Origin of the sequence: Vagococcus sp., from assembly GCF_052102835.1 — a bacterium.
Lineage (GTDB): Bacteria > Bacillota > Bacilli > Lactobacillales > Vagococcaceae > Vagococcus.
On record NZ_JBQEIL010000008.1, the window covers coordinates 88,671 to 114,838 of the forward strand.

The 26,168-nt window shown below is 33.8% G+C and carries 24 protein-coding genes; 1 reads left to right on the forward strand and 23 read right to left on the reverse strand.

The annotated features are described in order from the left end of the window. Positions 1-85 precede the first annotated feature (85 nt). The 18 genes from rpoD to ACTJFD_RS09085 form a co-directional block, all read right to left on the reverse strand. On the reverse strand, positions 86-1,210 hold the full coding sequence (gene rpoD / locus ACTJFD_RS09000) for an RNA polymerase sigma factor RpoD (protein ID WP_442261051.1): 1,125 nt from the start codon (positions 1,208-1,210) through the stop codon (positions 86-88). A 23-nt stretch (positions 1,211-1,233) separates the two neighbouring features. Next, a complete protein-coding gene (gene dnaG, locus ACTJFD_RS09005) occupies positions 1,234-3,090 on the reverse strand; it encodes a DNA primase (protein ID WP_442261053.1) in 1,857 nt (618 codons plus the stop codon). Between the two features lie 162 nt (positions 3,091-3,252). Then, positions 3,253-5,598 carry a cation-translocating P-type ATPase gene (locus ACTJFD_RS09010; protein WP_442261055.1) on the reverse strand — a complete coding sequence of 782 codons (2,346 nt, stop codon included), beginning with the start codon at positions 5,596-5,598 and terminating at the stop codon, positions 3,253-3,255. 166 nt (positions 5,599-5,764) lie between these two features. Continuing rightward, positions 5,765-6,973, reverse strand: coding sequence for a PASTA domain-containing protein (locus ACTJFD_RS09015; protein ID WP_442261056.1), 1,209 nt, complete (start codon positions 6,971-6,973; stop codon positions 5,765-5,767). A gap of 181 nt (positions 6,974-7,154) precedes the next feature. Further along, positions 7,155-9,485, reverse strand: a complete 2,331-nt coding sequence (locus ACTJFD_RS09020; RefSeq protein WP_442261058.1) for an Ig-like domain-containing protein — start codon at positions 9,483-9,485, stop codon at positions 7,155-7,157. Between the two features lie 105 nt (positions 9,486-9,590). Continuing rightward, positions 9,591-9,734 carry a hypothetical protein gene (locus tag ACTJFD_RS09025; protein WP_442261060.1) on the reverse strand — a complete coding sequence of 48 codons (144 nt, stop codon included), beginning with the start codon at positions 9,732-9,734 and terminating at the stop codon, positions 9,591-9,593. 189 nt (positions 9,735-9,923) lie between these two features. Next, positions 9,924-11,999, reverse strand: coding sequence for a glycine--tRNA ligase subunit beta (glyS, locus tag ACTJFD_RS09030; protein WP_442261062.1), 2,076 nt, complete (start codon positions 11,997-11,999; stop codon positions 9,924-9,926). 1 nt (position 12,000) lies between these two features. Further along, positions 12,001-12,900, reverse strand: a complete 900-nt coding sequence (gene glyQ, locus ACTJFD_RS09035; protein ID WP_442261064.1) for a glycine--tRNA ligase subunit alpha — start codon at positions 12,898-12,900, stop codon at positions 12,001-12,003. Positions 12,901-12,965: 65 nt separating this feature from the next. Continuing rightward, complete coding sequence (locus ACTJFD_RS09040; protein ID WP_442261066.1) at positions 12,966-13,130, reverse strand: hypothetical protein; 165 nt, start codon at positions 13,128-13,130, stop codon at positions 12,966-12,968. Positions 13,131-13,177: 47 nt separating this feature from the next. Next, positions 13,178-13,957: a DNA repair protein RecO gene (gene recO, locus ACTJFD_RS09045; RefSeq protein ID WP_442261068.1), complete on the reverse strand. Its 780-nt coding sequence runs from the start codon at positions 13,955-13,957 to the stop codon at positions 13,178-13,180. An 82-nt stretch (positions 13,958-14,039) separates the two neighbouring features. Beyond that, positions 14,040-14,945: a GTPase Era gene (gene era, locus ACTJFD_RS09050; RefSeq protein ID WP_442261070.1), complete on the reverse strand. Its 906-nt coding sequence runs from the start codon at positions 14,943-14,945 to the stop codon at positions 14,040-14,042. Between the two features lie 15 nt (positions 14,946-14,960). After that, the gene (locus ACTJFD_RS09055) at positions 14,961-15,350 is read right to left on the reverse strand and encodes a diacylglycerol kinase family protein (RefSeq protein WP_442261072.1); all 390 of its coding nucleotides are present in this window, start codon (positions 15,348-15,350) and stop codon (positions 14,961-14,963) included. Continuing rightward, on the reverse strand, positions 15,334-15,810 hold the full coding sequence (ybeY, locus tag ACTJFD_RS09060) for an rRNA maturation RNase YbeY (protein WP_442261074.1): 477 nt from the start codon (positions 15,808-15,810) through the stop codon (positions 15,334-15,336). The genes ACTJFD_RS09055 and ybeY overlap by 17 nt, the downstream gene beginning before the upstream one ends. A 2-nt stretch (positions 15,811-15,812) precedes the next feature. After that, on the reverse strand, positions 15,813-18,011 hold the full coding sequence (locus ACTJFD_RS09065) for an HD family phosphohydrolase (protein ID WP_442261075.1): 2,199 nt from the start codon (positions 18,009-18,011) through the stop codon (positions 15,813-15,815). Positions 18,012-18,033: 22 nt separating this feature from the next. Further along, on the reverse strand, positions 18,034-18,993 hold the full coding sequence (locus ACTJFD_RS09070) for a PhoH family protein (RefSeq protein WP_442261077.1): 960 nt from the start codon (positions 18,991-18,993) through the stop codon (positions 18,034-18,036). 160 nt (positions 18,994-19,153) lie between these two features. Continuing rightward, positions 19,154-19,597 (reverse strand): GatB/YqeY domain-containing protein, encoded by a 444-nt coding sequence (locus ACTJFD_RS09075; protein ID WP_442261078.1) that lies wholly within the window; start codon positions 19,595-19,597, stop codon positions 19,154-19,156. 25 nt (positions 19,598-19,622) lie between these two features. After that, positions 19,623-19,799: a 30S ribosomal protein S21 gene (gene rpsU, locus ACTJFD_RS09080; protein WP_071456767.1), complete on the reverse strand. Its 177-nt coding sequence runs from the start codon at positions 19,797-19,799 to the stop codon at positions 19,623-19,625. A gap of 111 nt (positions 19,800-19,910) precedes the next feature. Further along, the gene (locus ACTJFD_RS09085) at positions 19,911-20,357 is read right to left on the reverse strand and encodes a Fur family transcriptional regulator (RefSeq protein WP_442261093.1); all 447 of its coding nucleotides are present in this window, start codon (positions 20,355-20,357) and stop codon (positions 19,911-19,913) included. Between the two features lie 69 nt (positions 20,358-20,426). Here ACTJFD_RS09085 and ACTJFD_RS09090 point away from each other — a divergent pair, with 69 nt between their 5' ends. Beyond that, positions 20,427-21,248 (forward strand): pyruvate, water dikinase regulatory protein, encoded by an 822-nt coding sequence (locus tag ACTJFD_RS09090; RefSeq protein WP_442261080.1) that lies wholly within the window; start codon positions 20,427-20,429, stop codon positions 21,246-21,248. A 42-nt stretch (positions 21,249-21,290) separates the two neighbouring features. Here ACTJFD_RS09090 and ACTJFD_RS09095 read toward each other — a convergent pair whose 3' ends face one another. From ACTJFD_RS09095 to xerC, 5 genes are read right to left on the reverse strand one after another with little or no spacing between them, the layout of a single operon-like run. Then, positions 21,291-22,160, reverse strand: a complete 870-nt coding sequence (locus ACTJFD_RS09095) for an aldose 1-epimerase family protein (RefSeq protein WP_442261082.1) — start codon at positions 22,158-22,160, stop codon at positions 21,291-21,293. Between the two features lie 21 nt (positions 22,161-22,181). Further along, positions 22,182-22,976 carry a GTP-sensing pleiotropic transcriptional regulator CodY gene (codY, locus tag ACTJFD_RS09100; RefSeq protein WP_442261084.1) on the reverse strand — a complete coding sequence of 265 codons (795 nt, stop codon included), beginning with the start codon at positions 22,974-22,976 and terminating at the stop codon, positions 22,182-22,184. Positions 22,977-23,013: 37 nt separating this feature from the next. Further along, entirely contained in the window at positions 23,014-24,420 is a 1,407-nt protein-coding gene (hslU, locus tag ACTJFD_RS09105; protein WP_442261085.1) for an ATP-dependent protease ATPase subunit HslU, read from the reverse strand. A gap of 12 nt (positions 24,421-24,432) precedes the next feature. Beyond that, positions 24,433-24,981, reverse strand: a complete 549-nt coding sequence (gene hslV, locus ACTJFD_RS09110) for an ATP-dependent protease subunit HslV (RefSeq protein ID WP_442261087.1) — start codon at positions 24,979-24,981, stop codon at positions 24,433-24,435. 41 nt (positions 24,982-25,022) lie between these two features. Next, positions 25,023-25,919: a tyrosine recombinase XerC gene (gene xerC, locus ACTJFD_RS09115; RefSeq protein ID WP_442261089.1), complete on the reverse strand. Its 897-nt coding sequence runs from the start codon at positions 25,917-25,919 to the stop codon at positions 25,023-25,025. Between the last annotated feature and the right edge of the window lie 249 nt (positions 25,920-26,168).

Below are 26,168 nucleotides of genomic sequence, written 5' to 3' on the forward strand. Positions count from 1 at the left end.
TTCCTATCCACCCTATCTGACGAGGTTCCAAAACATTCAACTAACCATGGCTTACATAACATGGTGGTTGAATGTTTTTATTTATTTATTCTAAAAAGTCTTTTAATTGTTTCGAACGTGATGGATGACGTAGCTTTCTTAAGGCTTTTGCTTCAATTTGACGTATTCTTTCACGTGTCACACCAAAAACTTTACCTACTTCTTCTAAAGTACGTGTACGACCATCATCTAAACCAAAACGTAACCGTAACACATTTTCTTCACGGTCTGTTAATGTGTCTAAGACACTTTCTAATTGCTCTTTCAACAATTCGTAAGCAGCATGTTCTGCTGGACTCGTTGCTTCTTGGTCTTCAATAAAATCACCTAAGTGCGAATCATCTTCTTCACCAATTGGCGTTTCTAATGAAACAGGCTCTTGAGCTATTTTTAAAATTTCTCGAACTTTTTCAGGTGGTAACTCCATCTCTGCTCCAATTTCTTCTGGTGTTGGTTCGCGACCCAAATCTTGTAATAATTGTCTTTGGATACGAATTAATTTATTGATTGTTTCAACCATATGAACTGGAATACGAATCGTTCTCGCTTGGTCAGCAATCGCACGAGTGATTGCTTGTCTAATCCACCAAGTAGCATAAGTCGAAAATTTAAACCCTTTTTCATGGTCAAATTTTTCAACGGCTTTCATCAAGCCCATATTTCCTTCTTGAATTAAATCTAGAAATTGCATCCCACGCCCTACATAACGTTTGGCAATACTAACTACTAATCGTAAGTTAGCCTCGGCAAGTTCTTGCTTCGCATCTGGATCTCCTTCTTTAATACGTAAAGCTAACGATACTTCCTCTTCAGCGTTTAATAAAGAAACACGACCAATTTCTTTTAAATACATACGAACAGGGTCATTAATTTTAACACCTGCTGGAGCTATTAGATTTTCTGGTTCTTCTTTTTTCTTTTTAGGTTCTGTTTTCTTAGCAACCTCTAAACTACGAGCACTTGGTTCACCGTTCTCGTCAACAACACTAATTCCCGAGTCTTCAACTTTTTGAATTAATTCGTCCATTTGGTCCGAACTCAACTCAAAAGGAGTGGCCAAAGTATCCGAAAGTTCATCGTAAAAAACGGATCCTCTCGGTTTGTTTTTCTTGATAAAAGCGCTCATCGCTTGTTTGTAACTTCCCTTGCCATTAACTATTTCACTTGCCATAAAACAAAGCCCTCCTAAATAATTTAACTTATATTTTTCAACTCTTTTTGGAGTTGAATAATCGCAATCATCATTTCAAACTCTAATTGCTTGTTACCTACTTTTACTGCTTCTTTTTGCTCAAGTAGTTTTTTCTTAATCTTGTGTGTAATTCTTTCTTGTTTAATCACTTTCAAACAATCTGATAACTCTTGTTCTGAGCTTTCCTCACTGTAAATAGCCATCGTAATTTCTGTTAACAATGATTTCAAATAATCCTCTTTTAGATAATCAAACATCTCAGCTATCGTCACTTGACCATAGCTTGAAGAATAACTCATAATGTGCGTATATAATTCTTGATACACATCGTGATAAAATGCAAAATTTTCAACCTCCTTTAAACGAGGAAGAAAACTTCGTTCCGTTAATAAGCGATACAATAATAATCGTTCTGCTTTTTCGACCTGTTCAATATATCGAACTTCTCGCTGTTGCGGAATTATAACTTCCTTACGATGCTCTTGATAAATTCCTTGGTTACGTTTATTCCGCTCTTTCTGCTGTTTTTGACGTAAATCATTTTGTAAAGTTTCCTTAGAAACAGAAAATTCATCTGCTAATTGCGTTAAAGCCATATCTGTTTCTATCACAGAAGGGACATCAACCAAAGCATTCAATAAATCTTCAATATACTCGAGTTTATCTGTTTCTATTTCAAAATTTCTATTCCGTTTAAAGAATAACTTTCTAAACTGAAAAACAGTCTCGCGACTAGTATCTAATAAATTTTTTAGTTCTGTTTCTCCATACTTTTTACGATAATCATCTGGGTCTAACTTATATGGAATTGAGACAACCTGACACGTTAATTGACTCTGTTTTTGAATCAAATCAAGCGCTCGATAAGTTGCTTCAATACCAGCATTATCACCATCATAACAAACAAGAACATTCTTAGTAATGCGTTCAAGCATCTTTATCTGCTCCAGAGTTAAACTAGTTCCCATTGAGGCCACACCATTTTCAACACCAGATTGATCTGCTGAAATCACATCCATGAATCCTTCAAACAAAAAAACTTCATTCGTTTTCCGTATCATTGGACGTGCTCGATGATAATTATAAAGAATAAAGCGTTTATTAAAAATATCTGTTTCCGGACTATTTAAATATTTAGGTTGGTCTGACAAATCAAATTGTTCATCTACCAATAAACGTCCTGAAAACCCGATAATTTTACCTTGATTATTAGCAATTGGAAACATAATCCGTTGATAAAAACGATCCAAAATAGTACCATTCTCTAATTCATAGAAAAGTCCACTTGATTTTAACAATTCAGAATCAAATTCTTTTCCTTCTAAAACTTGCTTTAAAACTTGGCGTTCAATTGGAGCAAACCCTAATTGGAATTTCTCAATTGTTTCTAAAGTCAAGCCTCTATCTTTTAAATAGGTTAAAGCTTTTTCACCAACTTTAGTATTAATTAAAACATGGTGATAAAACTTAGCAGCTTCTTCATGTAAGACTATCATCTGATTCGTTTTATTCTGAGTTGACGTCTGGCTTGCCGTTAATGAATAGTTTTCTACATTAAAATATTCAGAAATGTCTATTTCGCTTTCTTCTGCTACTTTACTAACTGCTTCCGGAAAACTCAATCCCTCAATTTCTTGAACAAATGAAAAGACATTGCCTCCTTTCCCACATCCAAAACAATGGAAAATTTGCTTGTCTTCCGCGACTGAAAATGAAGGTGTCTTTTCATTATGAAAAGGACACAAACCTAAATAATTTTTACCAGATTTTTTCAACTGAACATATTGTCCAACAACGTCAACAATATTGGTTTCTGTTCGTATGTTTTCTATAATTTCTTGAGGAATTAATTGAGCCACTTGTCTATCCTACTCCCCTTTAATCACAAATATTAAGTAACAAAAGTCGCCCTGTCTACAGTGCGACCTTACGGCATAATATTACATAATATATTATATCACATTTAGTCAATTTTGCAATTCACATTGTTTATTTTTTAAACGTTCTAAATCAAGTAACCTTCATTTTGTTTCTTTTTTCTCTTTTTTTAGTCGATATTTTTCTTTGATTAACACGTGATCCAAAATTATTTTACCAAGGAACGTCAAACCAATTAACATTATAAAAAGTGGGACTAGATTAAACGGCAAGAAAGTCAATTGTAAGATGTTTTTAAAGAGCATCGCTGCGATATAAGTTCCAATCGTTGTCGATAACGCTATGAACAGACGAAGAGCATTAAAGGGAAGACAAGCTTTGATAACTGCCATCGAGCTAACTGCAATTAACATGTAAAACATTAGTGTATTTGTAGTAACAAAATCCCAACGATAATATTGACTTAAGCCATAGACCGTAACAACATTGAAAATAACCAATAATGCGTTTGGTAACGCTCGACTCAAAGCTGTCGGTAGAAATTTTGTTTTTATTGGTCGACGGTCATTTTCGAACTGTAAAAAGAAGGAAGGATAGCCTTCAATAGCTAAGTCAAGCAATGTAATTTGAATTGGAATGAAAGGAAATGCAATCGTTGTCAACACACACAATAAAGACAATATAAATGAATAAATTGTTTTTATAAAAAAGACACTTGCTACCTTAGTTACATTATTAACAACTCGCCGTCCTTCGAATAAGATTTCTGGTAATGTTGTAAAATCAGAATTCAGCAATACTAAATTAGCTACTTGTCGGGTCGCATTATCTCCTTCTGCCATAGCAATACTACAATCTGCCTCTTTAAGTGCCAACATATCATTGACACCATCCCCCGTCATCGCAACAACATGTCCTTGATTTTTTAATTCTTCAACTAGTATTTTCTTTTGTTTAGGTGATACGCGACCGAATACGCGATAATCATTGACTAAAGAACGTACCTCATCATCAGATGTCATACTTGATAGATCGATATAAGAATTATAATCCGCTAAGCCAGCCCGTCGAGCAACATTGGAAACAGTCACTGGATTATCTCCTGAGATAACTTTAATCTCAATTCCTTCCTGACTTAAGTAGGCTAATGTTTGATTGGCGTTTTTTCTAATCGGGTCATCAATAACTAACATTGCTAAAGGAGATAGTGTTGGTAAGTTTTCATCTGGTGTCACTCGCTGATTGGATAAACCTAACATCAACACTCGGTAACCTTCTTTTTGCGCTTTCAGAATTTCTTTGGGTAATTCATTTTCTTCAAATAATCGTTCTGGTGCACCTAAAACAACTGTACCCAACGCCTCAAAATCCATGGCACCCCATTTTCTTTCAGATGAGAAAGGGATATCCACTATTTTGCGAAAGTAATCCGAAGGTTCAAAATGAGCTCTAATGGCTTGCATTGTAATATTATTATCATTTGAATTTTTTAAATAGCTTCCAATAATTGCTGTAAATGCCTCTTGATGTTCTTGACTTAAGAGTATAACCTCTTGAACTTTCATTTTACCTTCTGTTATTGTTCCCGTTTTATCTAAACATAAAGTATCAACATGAGCTAATGTTTCAACAGAATACATATTTTGTACCAACACTTCTTTTTTACCTAATTTCATGACCGCAGTCGCTAAGGCGATACTTATCAAGAGAACCATTCCTTTAGGTAACATGCCTAGAAGCGCTGCTGCAGACGAGACAACTGCTATTTTAAGTCCACCCCCACCTAACCAAAATGCTTCTGCAAATAACATGAGACCTAAAGGAACAATGATAAAACTAGTAAATTTAGTAATTTTACGAACAGACCTTATTAGTTCTGAAGTAATCGTTTTAGGTACTTTAGCTTCTTCTACTATTTTTGTTGCATAATTATCCTTCCCAACATGTCTCACTTTTCCAAAAATAAAACCACTTGAAATAAAACTACCTGAAAGCAGCTCATCTCCTAGCTGTTTTTTTATTAAATCTGATTCACCCGTCAATAAAGCTTCGTTCACTTCTACATTTCCTTCTAAAATCACCATATCTGTCGGCACTTGATCTCCAGCAACTAATCTTACAACATCATCCATCACCAACTCTTCAGCTGTTGTTTTTTCTTCCTTGCCATTACGAATCACACTTATTAAATTTTGATTTACAATTGAGAGCTGTGCGACTAGATTTCGTGCACGAATCTCAAGAGTAATCCCTATCAGTATGTTTATTATGATAATCACCATAAAAAATAAATTGCTATAGGCACCTACCGCTGCTAAAAAAACAGCTATTATTAAATTCAGAAAATTAAATAAAGTAAAAATATTATCTTGAACTATTTTTTTAGTTGATTTAGAAACATCTTGTTCATAATTGTTGACTTGCCCTAACTGTTGTCTTTCTCTAACCTCTGCTGTATTCAGGCCGACCTTTTCCTTTTCCATTTTCATTCCCTACCAGTCCTTTATCTAGAATCAATCTAATAAACTATTTTAACCTAAAAAATATGTCTTTCATATGAACTATTTCTTTAATTAATCATAAGTTTTATGGCCTCGATAGAATCAAAAATGAATGACAAGATTCACTCATCATTCATTTTACTTTATTGATAAATTAATAACCCCAATAATTTGCTGCTCCATTACTAATTCCAAACTCTAAATGTTGATCTAACGGCATGAATTGATTACATATATTCTCTTGAACTACAGTTCCCTTAGGTTCTGCAGAATAAACTTCATACGTATTAAACGTTATTTTTGCACCTTTCGAGTTAAAATCATTGAATAGCTTATGAACAATTTCACCTTCGTTACTGCCATAATAAGATGTAAGATAAGGTTGTCCTAACGAATAAGTTACTTTTCCTTGAGCGTTCGTCATCAATTGATTAGGTTCTAACGTTTGAGAAACAAACGCACCAAATGGTTTTGAATCTGAATACTCTTCAATTAACAAAACAGCCTCTTCTTTAGCTGTCATTTTAGCTTCTGTCAAATCCATTTGACTAAAATCAGGCATTTTCTTTACTTCTTTGCCCTTAGAAATCGTAAAACTAATATCAGAAAGGCTCTTTAACTTTTCTCCACTTGCTAAACTTTGTGATACTATTCGGCCCGATGGAATTGTATTCGAATAAACTTTAATAAATTCACTTGTCAAATCTACTTGTCCTAACCATTCTTCAACAACCGCTTTTGTTTGACCTGTAAAATCAGGCATCTCTTCTTTATTTGCAAAGTCAGAAAGTGGGTTAACCAAAATGGTTAGTTTACTACCTTTTCTAATTGTTTCTCCTGCTGGAACAGATTGTAAATTGGTCCAATTACCCTTGTCAATAAGACTCTGAGTGGCCAATTCAACTTGATTTACCTCTGCCCAATTTTGAATTTCTTTAGCTGTTGCCTGCCCAAAATTAGGGACTCGAATCTCACGTTGACCTTGATTCCAAATGATCATAGAAAAACCAACGATTACAACAAGTATTAAAATCACAATCGGTAGATTTGTACTTCTAGTTGTTCGTTCTTCCTTCTTCGTTAAACGACTCGCTTTACTTTTTGATTTTGTTGCTTCATTATCTCTATGATTTTCAATAATTAATTTTTCAAATTCATCATCAACCAACTGCGAATCATCGAACATTAATTTTCTTTTTTTCTTTTTTATTGTTGGTTGCTCGACAGATACCATTGATTTTTTCTTTCTCTTTTTTACACGTCTACGCTTCATAACGACTTCGTCTCCAGTCGAACTAATGACTCTACGTGTAGTAGCTACTTTATCTTCTAACTTATCAGATTTTTCAAATGGTTTCTCCATGCTTTTTCTTTTACCCCCTCATCATTTCAAAACTAAAGTATTTAATGCAGGGTGTTTATAACACACACAAGACTATCATACCATTTTTTAAAATGGATAACACTATCCTTTTAAATAAAAAAGATAACTAGAAATTAATCTAGTTATCTTTTTAACTTTACTATTTCACACGACTGACTAATTATTCGGTTGGTGCTACTTCTTCAGCAGGAGCAGCAGGAATAACCATTGTCATCGTACCTTCAAACCCTGCAGCATCTACGACAGTTACTTCAACAGTTTTACCTGGTGTTACTGCCTTAGTTACTAATTTTTCAACAGCAACATCTTTAGTTAAACTACCAAAACCAACAGTTGTTAATTCTGCTGCTGTCAAAGCAACTCCATCAAGTTTGATACCTTTAACTGTCACAGGTTCCACTGTTGTATTCGTAAGGTTCATTTTAAACTCACTATATTTACCTTCAGTGTATTTAGTAGCATCCACTACTAGATTCATAGTTAACGAAATTGCCGGTTTAACAGTAATTTCTCTAACTCTCGCAATACCATTATGAGCAGTTGCCGTTATAATTACTGTTCCTGGAGCAATCCCTGTAATTTTTCCGTCTGCATCAACAGTTGCGATATTATTATTTGAACTCATCCAAGCAATCTTTTTATTCGATGTATCTGCTGGTAGGACACTAGCCTCTAATTTTCCTGTTGCAGCAACTCTTACAGAAGTTAAGTTATTTGTAATATCAACACCGGTAGCTACTTGTTCAAAAATAGTCACTCTACGGGTAACGTTGACTACCTCATCAGTGTCTTTATTTTTAGCACTGTATTCCAGTACATAAGTACCTAATTTAGTTGGATTAACCACACCTGTAACTGTAAAGTCAACAGATTCGCCAGCCCCATTTTTAGCAATAACCCCTGCTTTAGGTTCAAAAGTTCCTACTGATACATTTTGTCGAACATCTGAAACACCCTCAAACTTAATTGGGCGATTGTCTTTAACAGTGATTTTTCTTGTTTCCGTAAACACCTTACCATTAATCCCGTTCACAGTATAAGTAACGGTTTGTTCGCCAGCTTCATTTATCTTAAAGCCAGTAACTGTATAAGGCATTTCTTTTTTATTGTGATCTAAAACTTTTACGCCAGCTTTCAAATCAAAATGTTTAGCTTCAGTAATATTAATCGTATTGACAATATCTTTAGCAAATTCAAATTTAGGTTTAGTGATAACATCTATTTTTGCATGTTGAGAAATAAATTGATTGTTGTTATCTTTAAACCAATACTCAACATCATAAGTTCCTGGTTTAGTTATATCCAATTTTTGTTTATCAAAATTAACCTTAAATGTTTTACCTTCAGTATCTTTTGCTACAACTCCGGCTAAGAAATCAACGTCAGTTTGATCCACATAAATTTGTAAATCTTTCACACCAGTTAAACCAGCGACATTAAATGATAGTTCTTTTTCAGCGACGTAACCAATTTCTTTATCGTCTTTATCTAAAACTAAGTAATAAGTATTGCCATCAAAATGACGATAATATTTAGTAGTCGTTAGTTTTTGATTCAGATAATCTGATGTTTTCACTTTATCTTTCAAATCTAACTCTGTATAAATTGAAACATCAGCATTTTTCAAGCTTACTTGTTTAGCTGGTTTTACTGCGATTCCTTCACTTGTAACCTCAGTATTAAGCGCTAAATCAGAATCTTTTGCATATCCACGCCAAGCACCTTTAGCATCATATAAAGAATAAACAGTTACTCCTTGATAACTAATATATTTCCCAGTCACTTTGTAAGGCATTTCTTTAGCAACTTCACGCTTATTAGTAGTGGCAACATCATTATATAAAGTTACTTTATTTGTTTTTGGTACCACATACATATTCTCTGACAACCATGCACCTGTGGCAGTTTTTGAAATTTTCAATGCATTATCTTGAACATAACCTTGCCATTTTCCATCATTGTCATATAGTGAATAATAAACTTTAAAGTTTCGGACATACTTATATTTAATATGATATGTTTTATCTACTAATGACGTCGTTGTACCTTTACGAGCAAAGTTTAAATTACTGTAAACAGGCTCTTCTTTTTGAGTTACTGTTGCATAAATATTAACTGCAGAATTTGAATTACCCGTATCAACAAAAGGACGAGTTGCATCACTATTAATATAACCTAACCATTCATTATTTAAGTTATACATTGAGTAATAGGTAGAACCATTGTAATGATTATAACTATATTTGACTTGTAATTTACGATTTAAAAAGTCTTTAGATAAATTTTTACGAGTCCAATTAAAATTACTATATAGCGTGTAATTTGGATTTCTCATTACTACAAGGTCATCTTTACTAAATGCGTTGCCCGATGCTCTCTTAGATAGTGAGAGTGCATCGCCATTAACATAGCCTAACCATTGATCTTTTTTATCATAAATAGAATAATAAGTTGCTCCTGTATTATATTCATAACGATATTTTACTTTCACAGTCTGATTAAAAATCGTACTTGTTTTACCTTTTGGAGCCCAGTTAAAATTACGCCAAGTCGTATAATTTTTGTTAATGACAGTCGCATAACCATTATGTGAGTATCATTTATAACTTACTTGAGGGGCTGCATAAACAATATTACTATCTTTAACAGTATCATTTGGCAGTAACTCAGCAGGATTCATAGCGATTCCACCTAGTAGTAACGCACTAAACAACACTTTTGACAAAGTCTTCTTATTCAATTTAGGTCTCTCCTTTTTTAAACACTTATAGTCTACATTATATAATCTAAAAATAAAAATAGCAATGATTATCTTAATTTTAAAATATGTCTTATTTGATTTTATAATATCGTGATTTAAGTCTTGATTTTCATAGTTAAACCAAAAAAACATTACCGATTTTACACGGTAATGTTTTTTAATTAGTGCTTACTTAACAATTAAATATTCTAAATTAGCAAATGAAATAACTAAATTTGCTAATTTTTTTAATTGACTTAAACGATTTTGTCTAAGTTCATCGTCATCAACCATCACCATTGTATCTTCAAAATATGCTTGAATTAGCGGGGTTAATTGTTTTAATTCCATAAATACTTCATTTAGAGATAACTGCGATACATTTTTTTCAATCGTTTCAACAGCTTGATATAAAGCCTTTTCTGCCTCGTTTTCAAATAATTCAGGCTTTATTATAATTTCTTGAGTGATTTCTTTTTTGGCAGATAAATTTAACACTCGAGTTAATGACTCAATGGATGCTTTAAAATCTTCTTCTGCCATTTGTTTTTTTAGAATCTCTGCCACTTCAAACATTTGACTTAAATCTTCTTGTTTACTCTCAACAACAGCATCAATAATGTCATAGCGAATTTTTTTAGCCGCTAACCATTGCTTGATACGACCTTTCATAAAAGTTGATATTGCATGCTCTTCATCTGTTATGGTGATACCAAACTTGTCAGCTTCTTGGTTAACTAATTGGTTCATTTGACGTTGCAACTCAGCGATTGGAAAATTCCACTCTTTATTTTCGATAATGCGAATCACTCCGTAAGCTTGACGTCTTAATGCGTAAGGATCATTTGATCCTTTAGGTCCTAATCCAACCGTAAAGAAAGTAAAGAGGGTATCTAGTTTATCGGCAATGGCTAAGACTGCTCCTATATTTGATTCAGGTAAATCACTATCACTTGAATTTGGTAAATAATGTTCTCTTATCGCTTGAGCAACAGCTGCATTTTCGCCTTTAACAAGTGCGTATTCTTCACCGATGACTCCTTGTAATTCAGGAAACTCATTAACCATATTCGTTACTAAATCAAATTTATAAATCTCACTTGCGCGATTCAAATCAACTAATTCCTTACTTGACAACCCAACAAATCCGCCTAAGTACTGGGCCATTGCCTGAACGCGTTGCATTTTCTCATACATTGATCCAATTTTGACATGAAAAGCAACGGATTTCAAACGTTTTACACTAGCTTCGATTGAAACTTTTAAATCTTCATTGTAGAAAAATTCTGCATCCTCTAAACGTGCACGCAATACTTTTTCATTACCACGAGCCACATTTTCAATATAGTCTTCATTACCATTACGAACAGAGACAAAATGATTTAGTAACTTACCATCTGCTGATAAGACTTCGAAATAACGTTGGTGTTCTTTCATCGAAGTAATCAACACTTCTGCAGGAACTTCTAAATATTTTTCATCAAAATTCCCAACAAAGGACGTTGGATATTCAACAATATTGTTCACTTCTTCTAATAAACCATCATCCAATGGTACCAGCCAATTTTCCTTGGTAGCAATTGCATTAATTTGTTCTTTGATTTTTGCTTTACGCTCCACCGCTGAAACCATCACCGATTGAGCAAGTAAATCCTTCTCATAATCTGCAGCATCTTTAATTACAGTTTCTTTTCCTAAGAAACGATGGCCTCGAGAGCGATTAGAACTTGCAACATCAAATAAAGTCATCGGGACAATCTCTTTATCTAAAAGCGCCACTAACCAATGAACCGGACGAATAAATTTATAATCATAGTCGGCCCAATGCATAGAAATTGGAAAATTAAGTGAAGCAATTATTTTTGGTAATTCTTGTAAAATTTCAAAAACAGGACGACCAACTTCATATTTATTTGCAAAGACGTATTCCACACCTTTTAATTCTTCAATAAACAAAGCGTCTGGTAAAACACCTTGCCCTCTAGCAAATCCTAAAGCTGCTTTTGTCCATTCACCCTCAGCGTTTTGTGCTATCTTTTTAGCAGGTCCTTTTGCTTTTTCTTCAATATCTTGTTGCTTTTCTGCCAAACCATTAATTCTAAATGCCAAACGTCGAGGTGTTGAGAAAGGTTCAAACGAATCGAAGGTTAAGCGTTGTTCTTGTAAAAATTTAATCACATTGGTTTCCAATTGTTTCATTGTTGGCGTCACCAAATGTGCTGGAATTTCTTCTAAACCAACTTCTAATAAAAATTGTTTTGTCATCTTATTTTTCCTCCTTCTTTTCTTTTTGCAGTAAAGGAAATCCTAATTTTTCACGTTCCGCGACAAATGCTTTCGCCAATGCTCGAGCCATATTTCGAATACGAGATAAGAAACCTGCACGTTCTGTTACGGATACTGCTCCACGTGCATCAAGTAAATTAAACATATGGCTACATTTTAAAACATAATCATAGGCTGGATGAACTAAACCTTTTTCAATACAACGTTTTGCTTCTGTTTCGTATTTACCAAACAAATCTAATAATAACTCTTGATTACTAACATCAAAAGAATAAACGGAGTGTTCATATTCAGGCTGAACAAAAATCTCACCGTACTTAACACCATTTGTCCACTCTAAATCATACACACTTTCTACCTCTTGAATATAAGAAGCCAATCGTTCTAAACCATACGTAATTTCTGACGTAACAGGATGACACTCTAAGCCACCCACTTGTTGAAAGTAAGTAAACTGAGTAATTTCCATGCCATCTAACCAGACTTCCCAACCTAAACCAGCACATCCCATTGAAGGGTTTTCCCAGTTGTCTTCAACAAAACGAATATCATGTTGTAATGGATCAATTCCCAAGACTTTTAAACTTTCTAAATATAATTCTTGAATATTAAGAGGTGATGGTTTCATCACTACTTGAAATTGATGATGTTGGTATAACCGGTTAGGATTATCCCCATATCGACCATCCGCTGGACGACGTGAAGGCTCAACATAAGCTGCATTCCATGGCTCTGGTCCAATCGCTCTTAAAAATGTATAAGGACTCATTGTTCCTGCCCCTTTTTCTGTATCATAAGCTTGCATCAACATACAGCCTTGTTTTGACCAATAATTTTGTAAAGCTAAAATCATTTCTTGAACGGTTAATCCTTTTGTCATGTGATTTCCTCCTTATTTTTTACAACAAAAAACCCTATGCCTTTATAAAAGACATAGGGACGAATTTATATTTCGCGGTTCCACCCTACTTCTGATAATTGGTTATCAGCAGCTTCGTTTTTCTTACTCCTGAGTGCCTTCGTAAAAACTTTAGAAACCTGACTTTCACTCACACAGGATCGCTTATTTTCTAAACTATTCTTACTACTCATCTCAATCAACGTAATCATTTAATTATTCCTATCTTAATAAGATTTTTTCAATTTGTCAATTTAAATTATTCGTTTTCTCGGTTTTTCAAAACATCTTGCCAATTTTTCATTTGGTCGATAAATTTTTTGCTTTTCAAATGAATTCCCACATACTCTTCATAAAGCTGATCAATAATCGTTCGAAGCTCTTGTTTCGTCTCTGTTTTTAATGATATTGACTGTATTTGTTCATAGCTAATCGACGAAAAAACACGAAGAAAATGAACAGCAACTGGATCAAAGTGATAACGATGGGGATCTAACGACCAATGCTTCTCACAAAGAATACCACTATACTGTGCAGAAAAATCAAATTTGCCTTGTGTCTCTCCACATACAGCACATTGTAACCAATCAAATGAAAAACCGAATCTTTTTAAAATTTGAATTTCAAAAATATTAGTCACTACTTCAGCATCTATTCCTTGATTTAAAAAATGCAAGGCCTCTTTAGTAAACCCATATAAAGCTAAATCAATTTCACCATCATTAATTGCGACATCCACTAAATTTAAAATATAAGTAGCATAAGCTGAAATAAAAATATCTTTTTGAATCGTATGATAGGGTTCAATACTTTTTATAGCCTTCATGAAGGATAAGCCATCTTCATTAACATCAACCACATAATTAGCCAACGTATAAGGTTGAATCGCCGCAAGAAAAGGATTGTTTTTCCGATGAACATGACGAATATAAAACATTTTCTTACCTTTTTTTTCTGTAAAAAGTTTGACTAATTTATCTTTTTCCTTATAATCTCGATTGAAAAGGACTAGCGCTTCCGTTTCTAATTGTCGTTCCAATTTAGCCCCTCCTTATACCTCAAACACAAAAGAAGGGCTGTAACAGGACTTTTAAAATGCTGTTACAACCTCTTTTTTATAATTAATAATCCATCTTACGATAGCCAAAGTTTTGTAAATCTCGATGTTTGTCACGCCAATTTTTTTGGACTTTTACCCATAATTCTAAATAAACTTTATTACCGAGTAAATTTTCAATATCTTTACGTGATTTTGTCCCAATCGCTTTTAGCATTTTGCCACCTTTACCAATAATAATCCCTTTTTGACTATCACGCTCAACAATAATCGTTGCTTGAATATGAATTTTATCAAATTCATCTCGTTTCATTGTTTCTGTTACAACAGCCACTGAGTGAGGAACTTCTTGTTCTGTCAATTGAAGGACTTTTTCACGAATTAATTCTGAAACAATAAAATATTCAGGATGGTCAGTTACTTGATCCTCTGGATAATACTGAGGACCTTCTGGCATATCCTTAACCAATGTTTCTAACAATGTCGGCACGTTATTTCCTTCTGTGGCCGAAATCGGAATAATTTCCTTGAAGTCTAACTCTGAACGATAATCATCAATAATCGGTAGTAATTGATCAGGATGAACTTTATCAATTTTATTAATTAGCAAATAGATTGGTGCTTCTGCCCGTTTTAGACGTTCAATAATAAAATCGTCACCTCGCCCACGAGGTTGATCCGCACTGACCATGAAAAGAATCGAATCTACTTCTCGTAAGGCACTATAAGCTGTTTCCACCATAAAGTCGCCCAATTTAGTTTTAGGTTTATGAATTCCCGGTGTATCGATAAAAATAAGTTGTGCCTCATCCGTTGTATAAACACCTTGAATTTTATTTCTTGTTGTTTGTGCCTTATCACTCATAATGGCAATTTTCTGAGCTACAATCCGATTTAATAATGTTGATTTTCCAACGTTTGGTCGTCCTATGATAGCAACAAATCCTGATTTATAACCTTCTTTTAACATGTTGTTCCTCCATTCTTAAAATAAGCTGATTATTTTAGGTAGAAAGATAATCAATCCTATAACAACAGCAATCACTGATATCACTAATACCCCACCTGCAGCCATATCTTTGACCTCTTTAGCAACAGGGTGAAACTTTTTGTTTGTTGTCAAATCAACTAAACGCTCTAAACTAGTATTCATAATTTCTGCAAAAAACATCAAACCAATCAGAAAAACTAAAATGATCCATTCTATTTGATTTAAACCAATAAAAAGAGAAAAGCAGAGGATACTAATTGCTGCTAATAAATGATAACGCATATTACGCTCACTTTTAATTACTAGCCATAATCCTTCTGTCGCATGATGAAAAGATTGCAAAAAACTTTTATTTTTACTTGTCTGTTTATCTTTTAAGTCCATAACTATCTAATATCTTTCTCTGTAAATCAAACATCTCTTTTTCATCTGCTGCGTTCATATGATCATATCCATTTAAGTGTAAAAACCCATGAATAACAAGAAAACCTAATTCCCTTTCAAATGAGTGGTTATACTCAAGTGCTTGCTCTTTCACTTTATCAATCGAAACAAACAAATCACCGATATTTCTTGGGATATCAAAGGCTTCAAAATCAATAGAAAAGTCTTCTTCACCTTCATCTTCGATAGCAAAACTAATCACATCCGTTGGTTGATCTTTTCCACGATACTTTTTGTTGATTTCTTGAATTTCATCATTACCGATAAAACTGATCGACATCTCGGTATCTTCAGCTAATTCAACTTCTGGAAATGTAGCTGCGTAATCCATCAATTTTACGACCCATTTTGTCTGTTCTTCAGTTAACAAAAATTGCTCATCAATAACTGTTAAATCCATCTCTAAATCCTTCTTTCTTCTTGTTCTTGTTTCATTTTTTCAGCTTCGGATTTCATTTTAGGATATTTTATTCTTGAATGGAAAGTACTACATAATCCATTCACAATCGAATCCTCCACGATTTTCAGCTCTTTTAGTGTCAAGCCAGAATCAAGCAATTGACCATCTTCAATTCGACCTTGAATTAAGTCATGCACAAATTTTCTAATTTTTTCATTTGTGGGATTATCCATCGCACGAACCGCTGCTTCAGCACTATCAGCAATATTAATGACTCCTATTTCACGACATTGTGGAATAGGGCCTGGATAACGAAAAGAAGCTTCATTGGTTTCACTATTTCGTTCTTGTTCTTTAATATAAAAATATTTAACCAGTGTTTTCCCATGGTGCTGTTGACAAACATCAACAATAAATTGTGGCATTTTTGCTTCTTTTAATACTTTCACACCATCTGAAACATGTCCAAATATTATTTCTTTACTATCCGAAGGTAATAAGAAATTGTGGGGATTTTCTGCCCCGGCTGGTAAATTTTCAACAAAAAAGTTCGCATGTTTTAACTTACCGATATCATGATAATAACAAGCTACTCTGGTTAATAAGGAACGACCACCTATTTCAGCAACAGCATTCGCACTTAACGAGGCAACCATCATACTATGATGATATGTTCCGGGTGCTTCTTCTAAAAGTTTTTTAAGTAGCGGGTGCGTAGGGTTGCTTAATTCATTTAAAACAATGACACTATCATCCGTAAATAGTAATTCAATATAAGGATAAAGTCCAATAGAAAGAATAAATGAAAAAATCCCACTAACGAAGGCGAAAAAGATATTGGTTAACGTTTTACTATCTGTGATTCCCATCCCTTGATATGCTAATAAAACAGCCGTAAAAAGGATTGGCATGACAATCAATAAAAATGAGGCTTGTGTTAATTGTTCACTAATTCTTTTCCGATCAAGGAAAGTTGAGATGCTCCCAGCAAAAACATATAGCATGCTGATGACTAATAACGAGGTTGTACCCGCTAAATTATAAAAGATAAACATTGAAAATATTGACTGGAATAAAGATAACAGTATTCCCCAACGCTTTCCTAAGAAAAGATGAAGCACCAATGGACCGAACGCCGCTGGAAAAATCAAGCCAACAGCATTTGTCGTGTCTTTTTGAAATAAGAAGATGACTTTCATCAAAAAAATAGATACTAAAATCGCAACAAAATAAAACATTAAATTAGTATTTCTCAGATTTTCATTTGGTTCTTTAAAATAAAGATAACTAACTAAAATAATTTGTAAAAGTAACACACATAATACTGCTATAATTGGAAAAATTGAAGTCGATTGATTATCTAAGCCAAGTAAAGATATTTTTTCCATTGCTTTAGAATCAATCTGTTCACCTTCTCGAACAATTATTTCACCTTGATAAATCATGGCTGGTTGAACGGTGTTAAGTGCAATTTCTTTCATTTTGTCTGTTGCTTTTTCATTCGCTACTTCATTGACGACAATACTCTTTTCAATAATTTTGCCAACAATGGATTGACTTGTTGTCGAAATATTTAAAAAATTGACTCGTTCTAATGCATCCTGTTTTTCAATTTGTAAATTAGAATTTCTAATTTTTTTTGTCATTACCTCATCAACCAGTTTTAAACTCGCTTCTTTAGTTGCTGTGAGCTCATTGGGAGACAAATCAAAAAGTTGTTCATAAAAACTATCTGGAAATGATTGATAATACGTTAAATCGTCTGCATTTAGTTTTTCAAACTTTGATTTCAACATCGGTAATTTTTCTTCAACCGTTAGCTCAGAGACACTTTTTTTATCTTTTGCTTTTTCTAAGTTCTGATTATATTTTTTCTGCGCTTCATCATTAACTTCTGTCACCATAGAAAAAAGCTTAGTCATTAAATTTTCCTGAACTTTAGCTTGGTTACCATCGTAAGTATATTCAGGTGAAACACTTTCTGTAGCCAATCGTTGTTTTTCTTCTGTTTCTCTTTTATTCTCAATGGTTTTATTCGCTCTAATCGTTTCTTCGGCTAATTTACCGATTTTAAAATCAACTTGTTTTTGACGAACACTTCCAAACATAAAAGCAAACAAGATTAATGACATCGTCAAAACAAGGATAGGTAAAAATTTCTTACCTAATTTTTGTGGCAAACTTTTTATGTCGAATGTCATAAGATTACTCCTTTTATCTTTTTTAGTTTCTTTCATAGGCTCTGATGATATCTGCTACAACAGGGTGTCGAACAACATCATTGGCAGAGAATTCAACAAACTCAATTCGCTTAATCCCTTGTAATAATCGTTCTGAGTGGATCAATCCACTCTCAACTCCTTTAGGTAAATCAATTTGAGTTTTATCGCCGTTAACAATCATTTTAGAACGATAACCTAAACGTGTCAGAAACATCTTCATTTGCGCGTTAGTCGTATTTTGCGCCTCATCTAATATGATGAATGCATCTTCTAACGTACGCCCTCTCATATAGGCTAATGGCGCAATTTCGATGACACCACGTTCCATCAAACGATTTGTATGTTCCATTCCAAGAATTTGATACAACGCATCGTAAATTGGTCTCAAATAAGGATTCACTTTTTCTTGTAAATCTCCAGGTAAAAAACCTAAACTTTCACCTGCTTCAACAGCCGGTCTTGTTAAAATAATTTTTTGAACTTGACCATTTTTTAATGCAGCAACAGCCATTACCACTGCTAAAAATGTTTTACCAGTACCTGCTGGACCAATTCCGAAAACAATATCACTTGTTTTAATGGCATTAACATACTGTCTTTGACTTAAATTTTTAATTTTTATTTCCTGTCCCTTAGCATCTTTTATTAGCGTATTTTCATAAAGTAATAAAAAAGAAGATAATGTTTGACTTTGACTCATTTTAATTGCCGTTATCACATCTTGACTATTTAAAGAATGGCTACGACTGATTAATTCGTGTAACACTTTTAAAATGTTATGTGTTTGCTGAACATCGTTCGCTTCGCCCTCAATATGGATTATTTCTCCTCGGGTTGTTATCTCAACATTTAAGTAATCTTCTAAAAGTTTAAGGTTTTTATCCTGAGCTCCAAATAGATCTGATAGATCCTCTTGGTTCTTAATCGTTATATCTTTAGTCACTATTTCATGATTTGTCAAATATTCTGCAACTCCTTTATTGATGTTCTTATACTTGTAAATAATACCACAACTTGAATAGAACACCAACAATTGATTATTGACAAAAAAACAAAAAGGCATGAAAGTTAAACTTTCAATGCCTTTTTATCTAGTGAGAAAATCTCAACTAACATGCGGATTATGATATTAATTTTTTGACTAACGTATTAACTTTTTGACCGTCTGCACGACCTTTAACTTGCGGCATAATGATTCCCATTACTTTTCCAAAATCTTTCATTGAATCAGCTCCGGTTTCATCAATCGCTCGTTGAATTAACTCTGTTAACTCACCATCCGTTAACGGTTGTGGTAAATAACGTGAAACAATGGCGATACCTTGCTTTGTTTTTAAAATCAAATCTTCTCGATTTGCTTTTTCAAACTCCGTTAAAGATTCTTTCCTTTGTTTCATTTCCCGAGACACCACAGTCAGTTCATCATCAGCTGATAATGGACTTCCTTTAGCAATTTCTTCATTTTGCAATGCAGATTTCACTAATCTAAGGATAGATAATGCTTCTTTGTCTTTGTTTTTCATCGCTACTGTTATATCACTATTCAATTGCTTCAATAGTGTCATAATATCAGATCCCATTCATTAAAAACTAGTATTTTTTACGCTTTCTTGCAGCTTCAGACTTTTTCTTACGCTTAACACTTGGTTTCTCGTAGTACTCACGCTTGCGGTACTCTTGTAAGGTACCAGTTTTTGAAACGGAACGTTTGAAGCGACGAAGAGCGTCATCTAATGATTCGTTTTTACGAACAACAGTTTTAGACATGTAAATCCCTCCCTCCAAACTTTTGATAACCGTTTTTCATATTATTAACTCAACAAAAAACTGTTCGTTATATATTATAACGAATTGAGATTTTTCAGTCAACTGTCAGTTTCACTTTTTTAAACATTTATTGCATTTTCCTAAAATTTCGAAGCGATGATCCTCTATTTCACAGCCTGGAAGCTGCTCTTTTAAAAAATCCATCGGACAAAGATTTATTTCTCGAGTAGCTCCACACTCTGTACAGATAAAATGATGGTGATGATGCGAATGTTCACAGACATCACAGTGAAAACGATACTTTTTCTCACCCATAAGTTCTGTTTCCTCTAATAAATGGAGCTTTGTAAAGTCTTTTAAATTTCGATATACCGTATCATAACTCATCCCCTTATATTTTTGACTCATATAATCAAAAATTTCAGTTGCTCCTATGTAGCGATCCTCTTGTGCTAAAAAAGTTAGAATCTCTTCACGTCGTTTCGTATACTTCAAACCATTCTCTTTCATAATGGCTAAAGATTCATCAATCTTTTTTTGCAACTTTTTCACCCCCATCATTCAACTACTCATCTTCAATTATATGATATAATACTTAGAAAGTAAAAGTAAAGAGAGGAAGTTCCTATGTCACAACAAACAATCTACATTTTTATCATTTCTGATTCTGCTGGAGAGACTGGTGCAAAGCTATCCGAAGCAGCGATGGTTCAATATGAAAACGCAGAAGTTCATTTCAAAGTTATTCGCAAAGCTTTTGTCGATGATGAAGCCGAACTATTGTCTGCATTAAATTTAGCAAAACAAGTCAATGCAATTGTTCTACAAACTCTTGTCTCTGAAAACCTTGTTAAATTAGCGGTCACTTTCTGTCAAAAAAATAATTTGTTTAATCTTGATCCCATGTCACCACTGATTTTTGAAATTTCACGTCGTTCTGAAATTGAACCTGCACGTGTGCCTGGTGCTAGCCATCCCCTAAATAAAAATTATTTCGAACGCATGAGCGCGATGGAATTTGCTGTAAAATATGATGATGGTAAAGACCCAAAAGGTTTTCTCGATGCTGATATTTTATTACTTGGTGTTTCCAGAACCTCTAAAACACCTCTCAGCCTCTTCTTAGCTAATAAAAATTTAAAGGTTGCAAATTTACCTCTCATTCCAACAGCACATATCCCAAAACAACTATGGGAAGTAGATCCTAAAAAAATTGTCGGGCTTACAAACGATCCAAAAGTATTAAATACTATTCGTAGAGAACGAATGAAAGCTTATGGCTTAAACCCTGACACAGCTTACTCTGACATCTCAGCGATTAAAGATGAATTAAAATTTGCGCATGAATTATATCGCAAGATTGGATGTATTATTATCAACGTGGCTCAACTTTCGATTGAAGAAACAGCTTCTATTATTTTAAGTGAGTTGGAACTTGAACATAAATAAAAAAAAATCTTTTCTACCAATTCATGGTAAAAAAGATTTTTTTTAATTAATTTCGATTTGATAATTTGCAGTAAACGTTTCAGATTGTTTTAAATAATTGATTCCATATTTTTCTTCAAGATTCCCCGTTGAATCAGCAGAATCGGCGATTCCCCACCAAGGTTCGATGCAAACAAAGGGGGCATCTTTTTCAGATAGGCTCCAAAAACCAACAAAAGGCGCTTCTTCATATGATAACCTCACACCATGATCCGTCAAATCAGACAGTATCTGAAAACTATTTTGTCCAGATGTTCTTAAAATAATAGCATCCTCACTAAAAAGTTCTCGTCCAATCATAATATCTGTATTTGTTTGAGCAAGTGTTGCATGTTCCAAATCAATAAAAGGACCAACAAGTGGTAATTGCGTACGACTTTTCGATGGCATAAAAGACAAATAATAGTCTTCAAACCACGTGCCTTCAACCAACGGAACATTAAATCCTGGATGTCCCCCTATTGAAAAATACATTTCTTCGCTCAAATTTAAAACATCATACGTCACATCGAGTACATTTTTTTCTAGACGATAAGTAAGGCGTAGCTCAAAATCAAAAGGATACATTTTTTGCGTTTCTGCATCACTTTTCAATAAAAAAGTAACACTATTTTCCGTCTTTTTTTCAACTTCAAATTCTTTATCTCTAGCAAATCCATGCTGAGACATCTCATATTTTTTTCCTTTATATTTGTAAGCATTGTTTTTCAAACGCCCAACAATTGGAAATAAAACAGGCGCATGGCGTCCCCAAAACTCATCATTTCCTTGCCAAATATATTCTAATTCTAAACCTTTTAACTGAAAACTTAGTAATTCTGCTCCATGAGCTGTCAAAACAGCTCTACTTGTACTACTCTCTAAAAAAATCATTGGACTCCTCCAAACTACTTATTAGATTAATTCCGTTGCATTAAGTTCTTCTTTAAAAAAAGGATTAATTATTTTTATATATGTTCCTTTCATACCAAGGGAACGCGTTTCAATAATACCTGCAGACTCCAACTTTCGAAGAGCGTTAACAATCACTGAACGTGTGATACCAATTCGATCAGCAATCGTCGACGCTGTTAAACGACCTTCTTCACCTTCTAATTCTGCAAAAATAGCCTTTACTGCTTTGAGTTCACTATAAGACAAGGTTCCAATCGCCATTTGAACAGCCGTCGTCTCACGTATGATTTTTTCAATCTCATGGGATTGCTGATAGAGTATCTGCATTCCGACAACCGTCGCACTATATTCAGCTAAAATTAAGTCAGTAGTGTTAAATGAATGGTCTAATCTTCCTAAAACAATGGTTCCTAAACGTTCACCAGCGCCAAAAATAGGAACAACTGTTGTTAAAGCATTTGGGGCTTCCTCTCTTAGTTCAACAGGAAATACAGTTAAATCATTTGTCAAAGGAATATTTTCTTTTGTTTTATGATTTTTCTCTAACAAGTTTACGTAATAGTCTGGTAACTGTTGAATACTCAACATACTATTAATTCGTTCGTTATTGACTTGATGTAAAACAATATAACCAATAATTGTACCCTTTTTATCTACAATAAAAACATTGCTATCTAGTACATCCCCTAAAATATCAGCCATCTGATTATAAGGTAAATCAGAATTTAGTGACAATGCGTTTTCTTTTTGAAGCAATTCATTAATCATCCTTGTTTTATTTAACAACGAATCCACGGCTTATCCGCCTTTCTACAACGCTTCTTTTTTATTATTATAAAATATAACGACTTAAATCTTCATCTTTTGCGATTTTATCTAATTTTTCATTAACATAATTTTCTGTAATTGTGATCTCGCCCATTTGCATATCTGATGATTCAAATAATAAGTCTTCAAGTAGTTTTTCCAAAATAGTGTGTAGACGGCGAGCTCCAATATTGTCAGTTTCACTATTTACGTCATAAGCAATCTCGGCAATTCTTTCGATAGCTTCTTTAGTAAAGGTCACTGCAACATTTTCAGTTCCTAAAAGCGCTATATATTGCTTAATTAAAGCATTATTAGGCTCTGTTAAAATACGAACAAAATCTTCTGCTGTTAAATCATCTAATTCTACACGAATTGGGAAACGACCCTGTAATTCTGGAATTAAATCACTTGGTTTACTTAAATGAAATGCTCCTGAAGCAACAAATAAAATATGATCAGTTGAAATCGCACCATATTTTGTATTAACTAAAGAGCCCTCAACGATTGGTAAAATATCACGTTGAACACCTTCCCGAGAAACTTGACCACTATTTTCTGATTTTGAAGTTATTTTATCAAATTCATCTATAAAAATGATACCATTATCTTGTGCTAAAGCAATCGCAGAACTATTAATATCTGCATCATTGACTAATTTTTCAGATTCTTCATTAATCAGAATTTCACGGGCCTCTTTAACTGTTAGCGTTCGCTTCACTGTTTTTTTAGGGGTTAACGCATTTAAAGTATCACTCAAGTCAATTCCCATCTGTTCTAATCCATTATTCATGCTTGGAGCTGTTTTCTTTTCCTCAACTTCAATAGTAATCTCACGATTTTCAAGTAATCCCTTTTCTAATTGTGATTTTACTGTTTCACGACTTACACGAATCTTATCCGTAACTTCTTCTTGTTCTTCTTGAGTCGAGTTTGCCTGTAATCCATTCATCATTTGCATCATAGCTTCAAATTGGTTTGTATTCTTCTTTTGCTCTTTTTTAATTCCAGGAACCAATAATTTCACCAAACGCTCCTCAGCTACTGCTTTTGCCTGAGAGTAAACTTGGCTATATTTATTTTTACGGACAATACCAATACTTGCTTCAACTAAATCACGAACCATTGATTCTACGTCACGTCCTACATATCCTACTTCTGTGAATTTAGTTGCTTCGACCTTAATAAAAGGTGCGTTAACAATTTTAGCTAAACGACGAGCAATTTCAGTTTTACCGACACCAGTTGGTCCAATCATTAATAAGTTTTTAGGGGTAATCTCTTGTTGCATTTCCTCATCTAATAGCATTCGACGGTAACGATTTCTTAAAGCAACCGCTACTGATTTTTTAGCGGCTTGTTGCCCTACAATATATTGATCTAACTCTGTTACAATTTCTTTTGGTGTTTTTTGCATTGTATTTGTATTCATCTTATTCGCTCCTTATAGTTCCTCTAAAACAATATTATGATTCGTGTAGACACAGATATCAGCCGCAACTTTTAATGATTCTTTAGCAATTTCGCCAGCTGACATACCTTCACGTCCGTTACGCTTCATTGCTCTCGCTGCTGCTAAGGCATAATTACCACCAGAACCAATAGCTAAAATACCATCATCTGGCGCAATAACTTCACCCGTACCAGAAACAACTAACATTTCCTTATCGTTCATAACAATTAACATTGCTTCTAATTTTTGCATCATTTTATCACTGCGCCACTCCATGGCTAGTTCAACAGCCGCACGCATTAAATTACCTTTGTATTGGTTTAATTTAGCTTCGAATTTTCCTTCTAAATTAAAGGCATCAGCAACACTTCCCGCAAAGCCAACAACAACTTCATCGTTATAAATACGACGAACTTTTTTAGCTGTTCCCTTCATGACAACAGATTCTCCCATTGTAACTTGACCGTCGCCAGCCATTGCAAATTTTCCGTCCTTTTCGACTGCACAAATTGTTGTAGAATGAAATGTTGTATATCCCATATAAAAAAACTCCTTCAATTTAATTTTAGTTTTTGTTTTCTTCACGCACGTGGGTGGAAATGACGATAATTTTTTTGTAAATTTTCTGTCGTCACATGGGTGTAAATTTGTGTAGATGACAAACTAGCATGTCCCAATAACTCTTGAACCGTACGCATATCTGCCCCATTATTTAGTAGATGAGTAGCAAATGTATGGCGTAACATGTGAGGATGAATATCGGTCGTCAAACTACTTTTTTCAATAATTGATTTTAAAATATACCGAACACCGCGAGCTGTCAACGGGGCTCCTCGATGATTGACAAGTAAAAAGCTATGCGAATTAACTAACGAAATCATTAACTCCACACGTCCATTGTCAATAAATAATTGCATTGCTTCTTCTGCAAAAGTACCAAATGGAACATAACGTTCCTTGTCACCTTTACCATGAACTAAGAAAACATGATTTTCAAAATCAATATCTCTTAATTTTAAACCGACACACTCAGAAACCCTTAAACCAGAGCCATAAAGTATTTCTAAAATCATTCGATTTCTTTGAATTAAAGGCTCATCCCCTTCAACTGCTTCAAATAAAGCTTCCATTTCTTTTTCATAAAAAAAACGGGGCAATTTAAAAGAACCTTTCCTTAAACTAACATAACTAAATGGGTTCTCTTGAACAACTTTATTTTTTAATAAAAACTGATAAAATGAACGTAGACTTGAGGTTTTGCGACTAATTGTATTACGACTATAACGCTTATCATACAAATAGGCTAAATAAATTCTAACTTCTTGAACAGTGACTGATTTAAAATCAGCTTCTCCTGTTTCATCTAAAAAATGGTAAAAACTCACGATATCTTCCTCATAAGCTAACTGAGTCAAAACGGAGTATTGACGCTCAACATCTAAATATCTCAAAAAATTTGTTAAATCATCCATTTCCATTTTCCTTTCGCGATTTACAAAATTAATGTATCATACCGTTGTTTAGATGACAAATGAATTGTCAGAATTTAATGATTTTTACACAAAAATGACACAATTACTTCACATTGTTAGCAGATAGAATAACAGAGTGCTAATCTTGTGATATAAAAAAAGCTGATTTTAGAGCAATCAGCTTTATTCTCAATGAATCATTGAATAGGTTACACTTAGTTGAACAAAAAAGATAAGGTGTCTATACTTAATAAA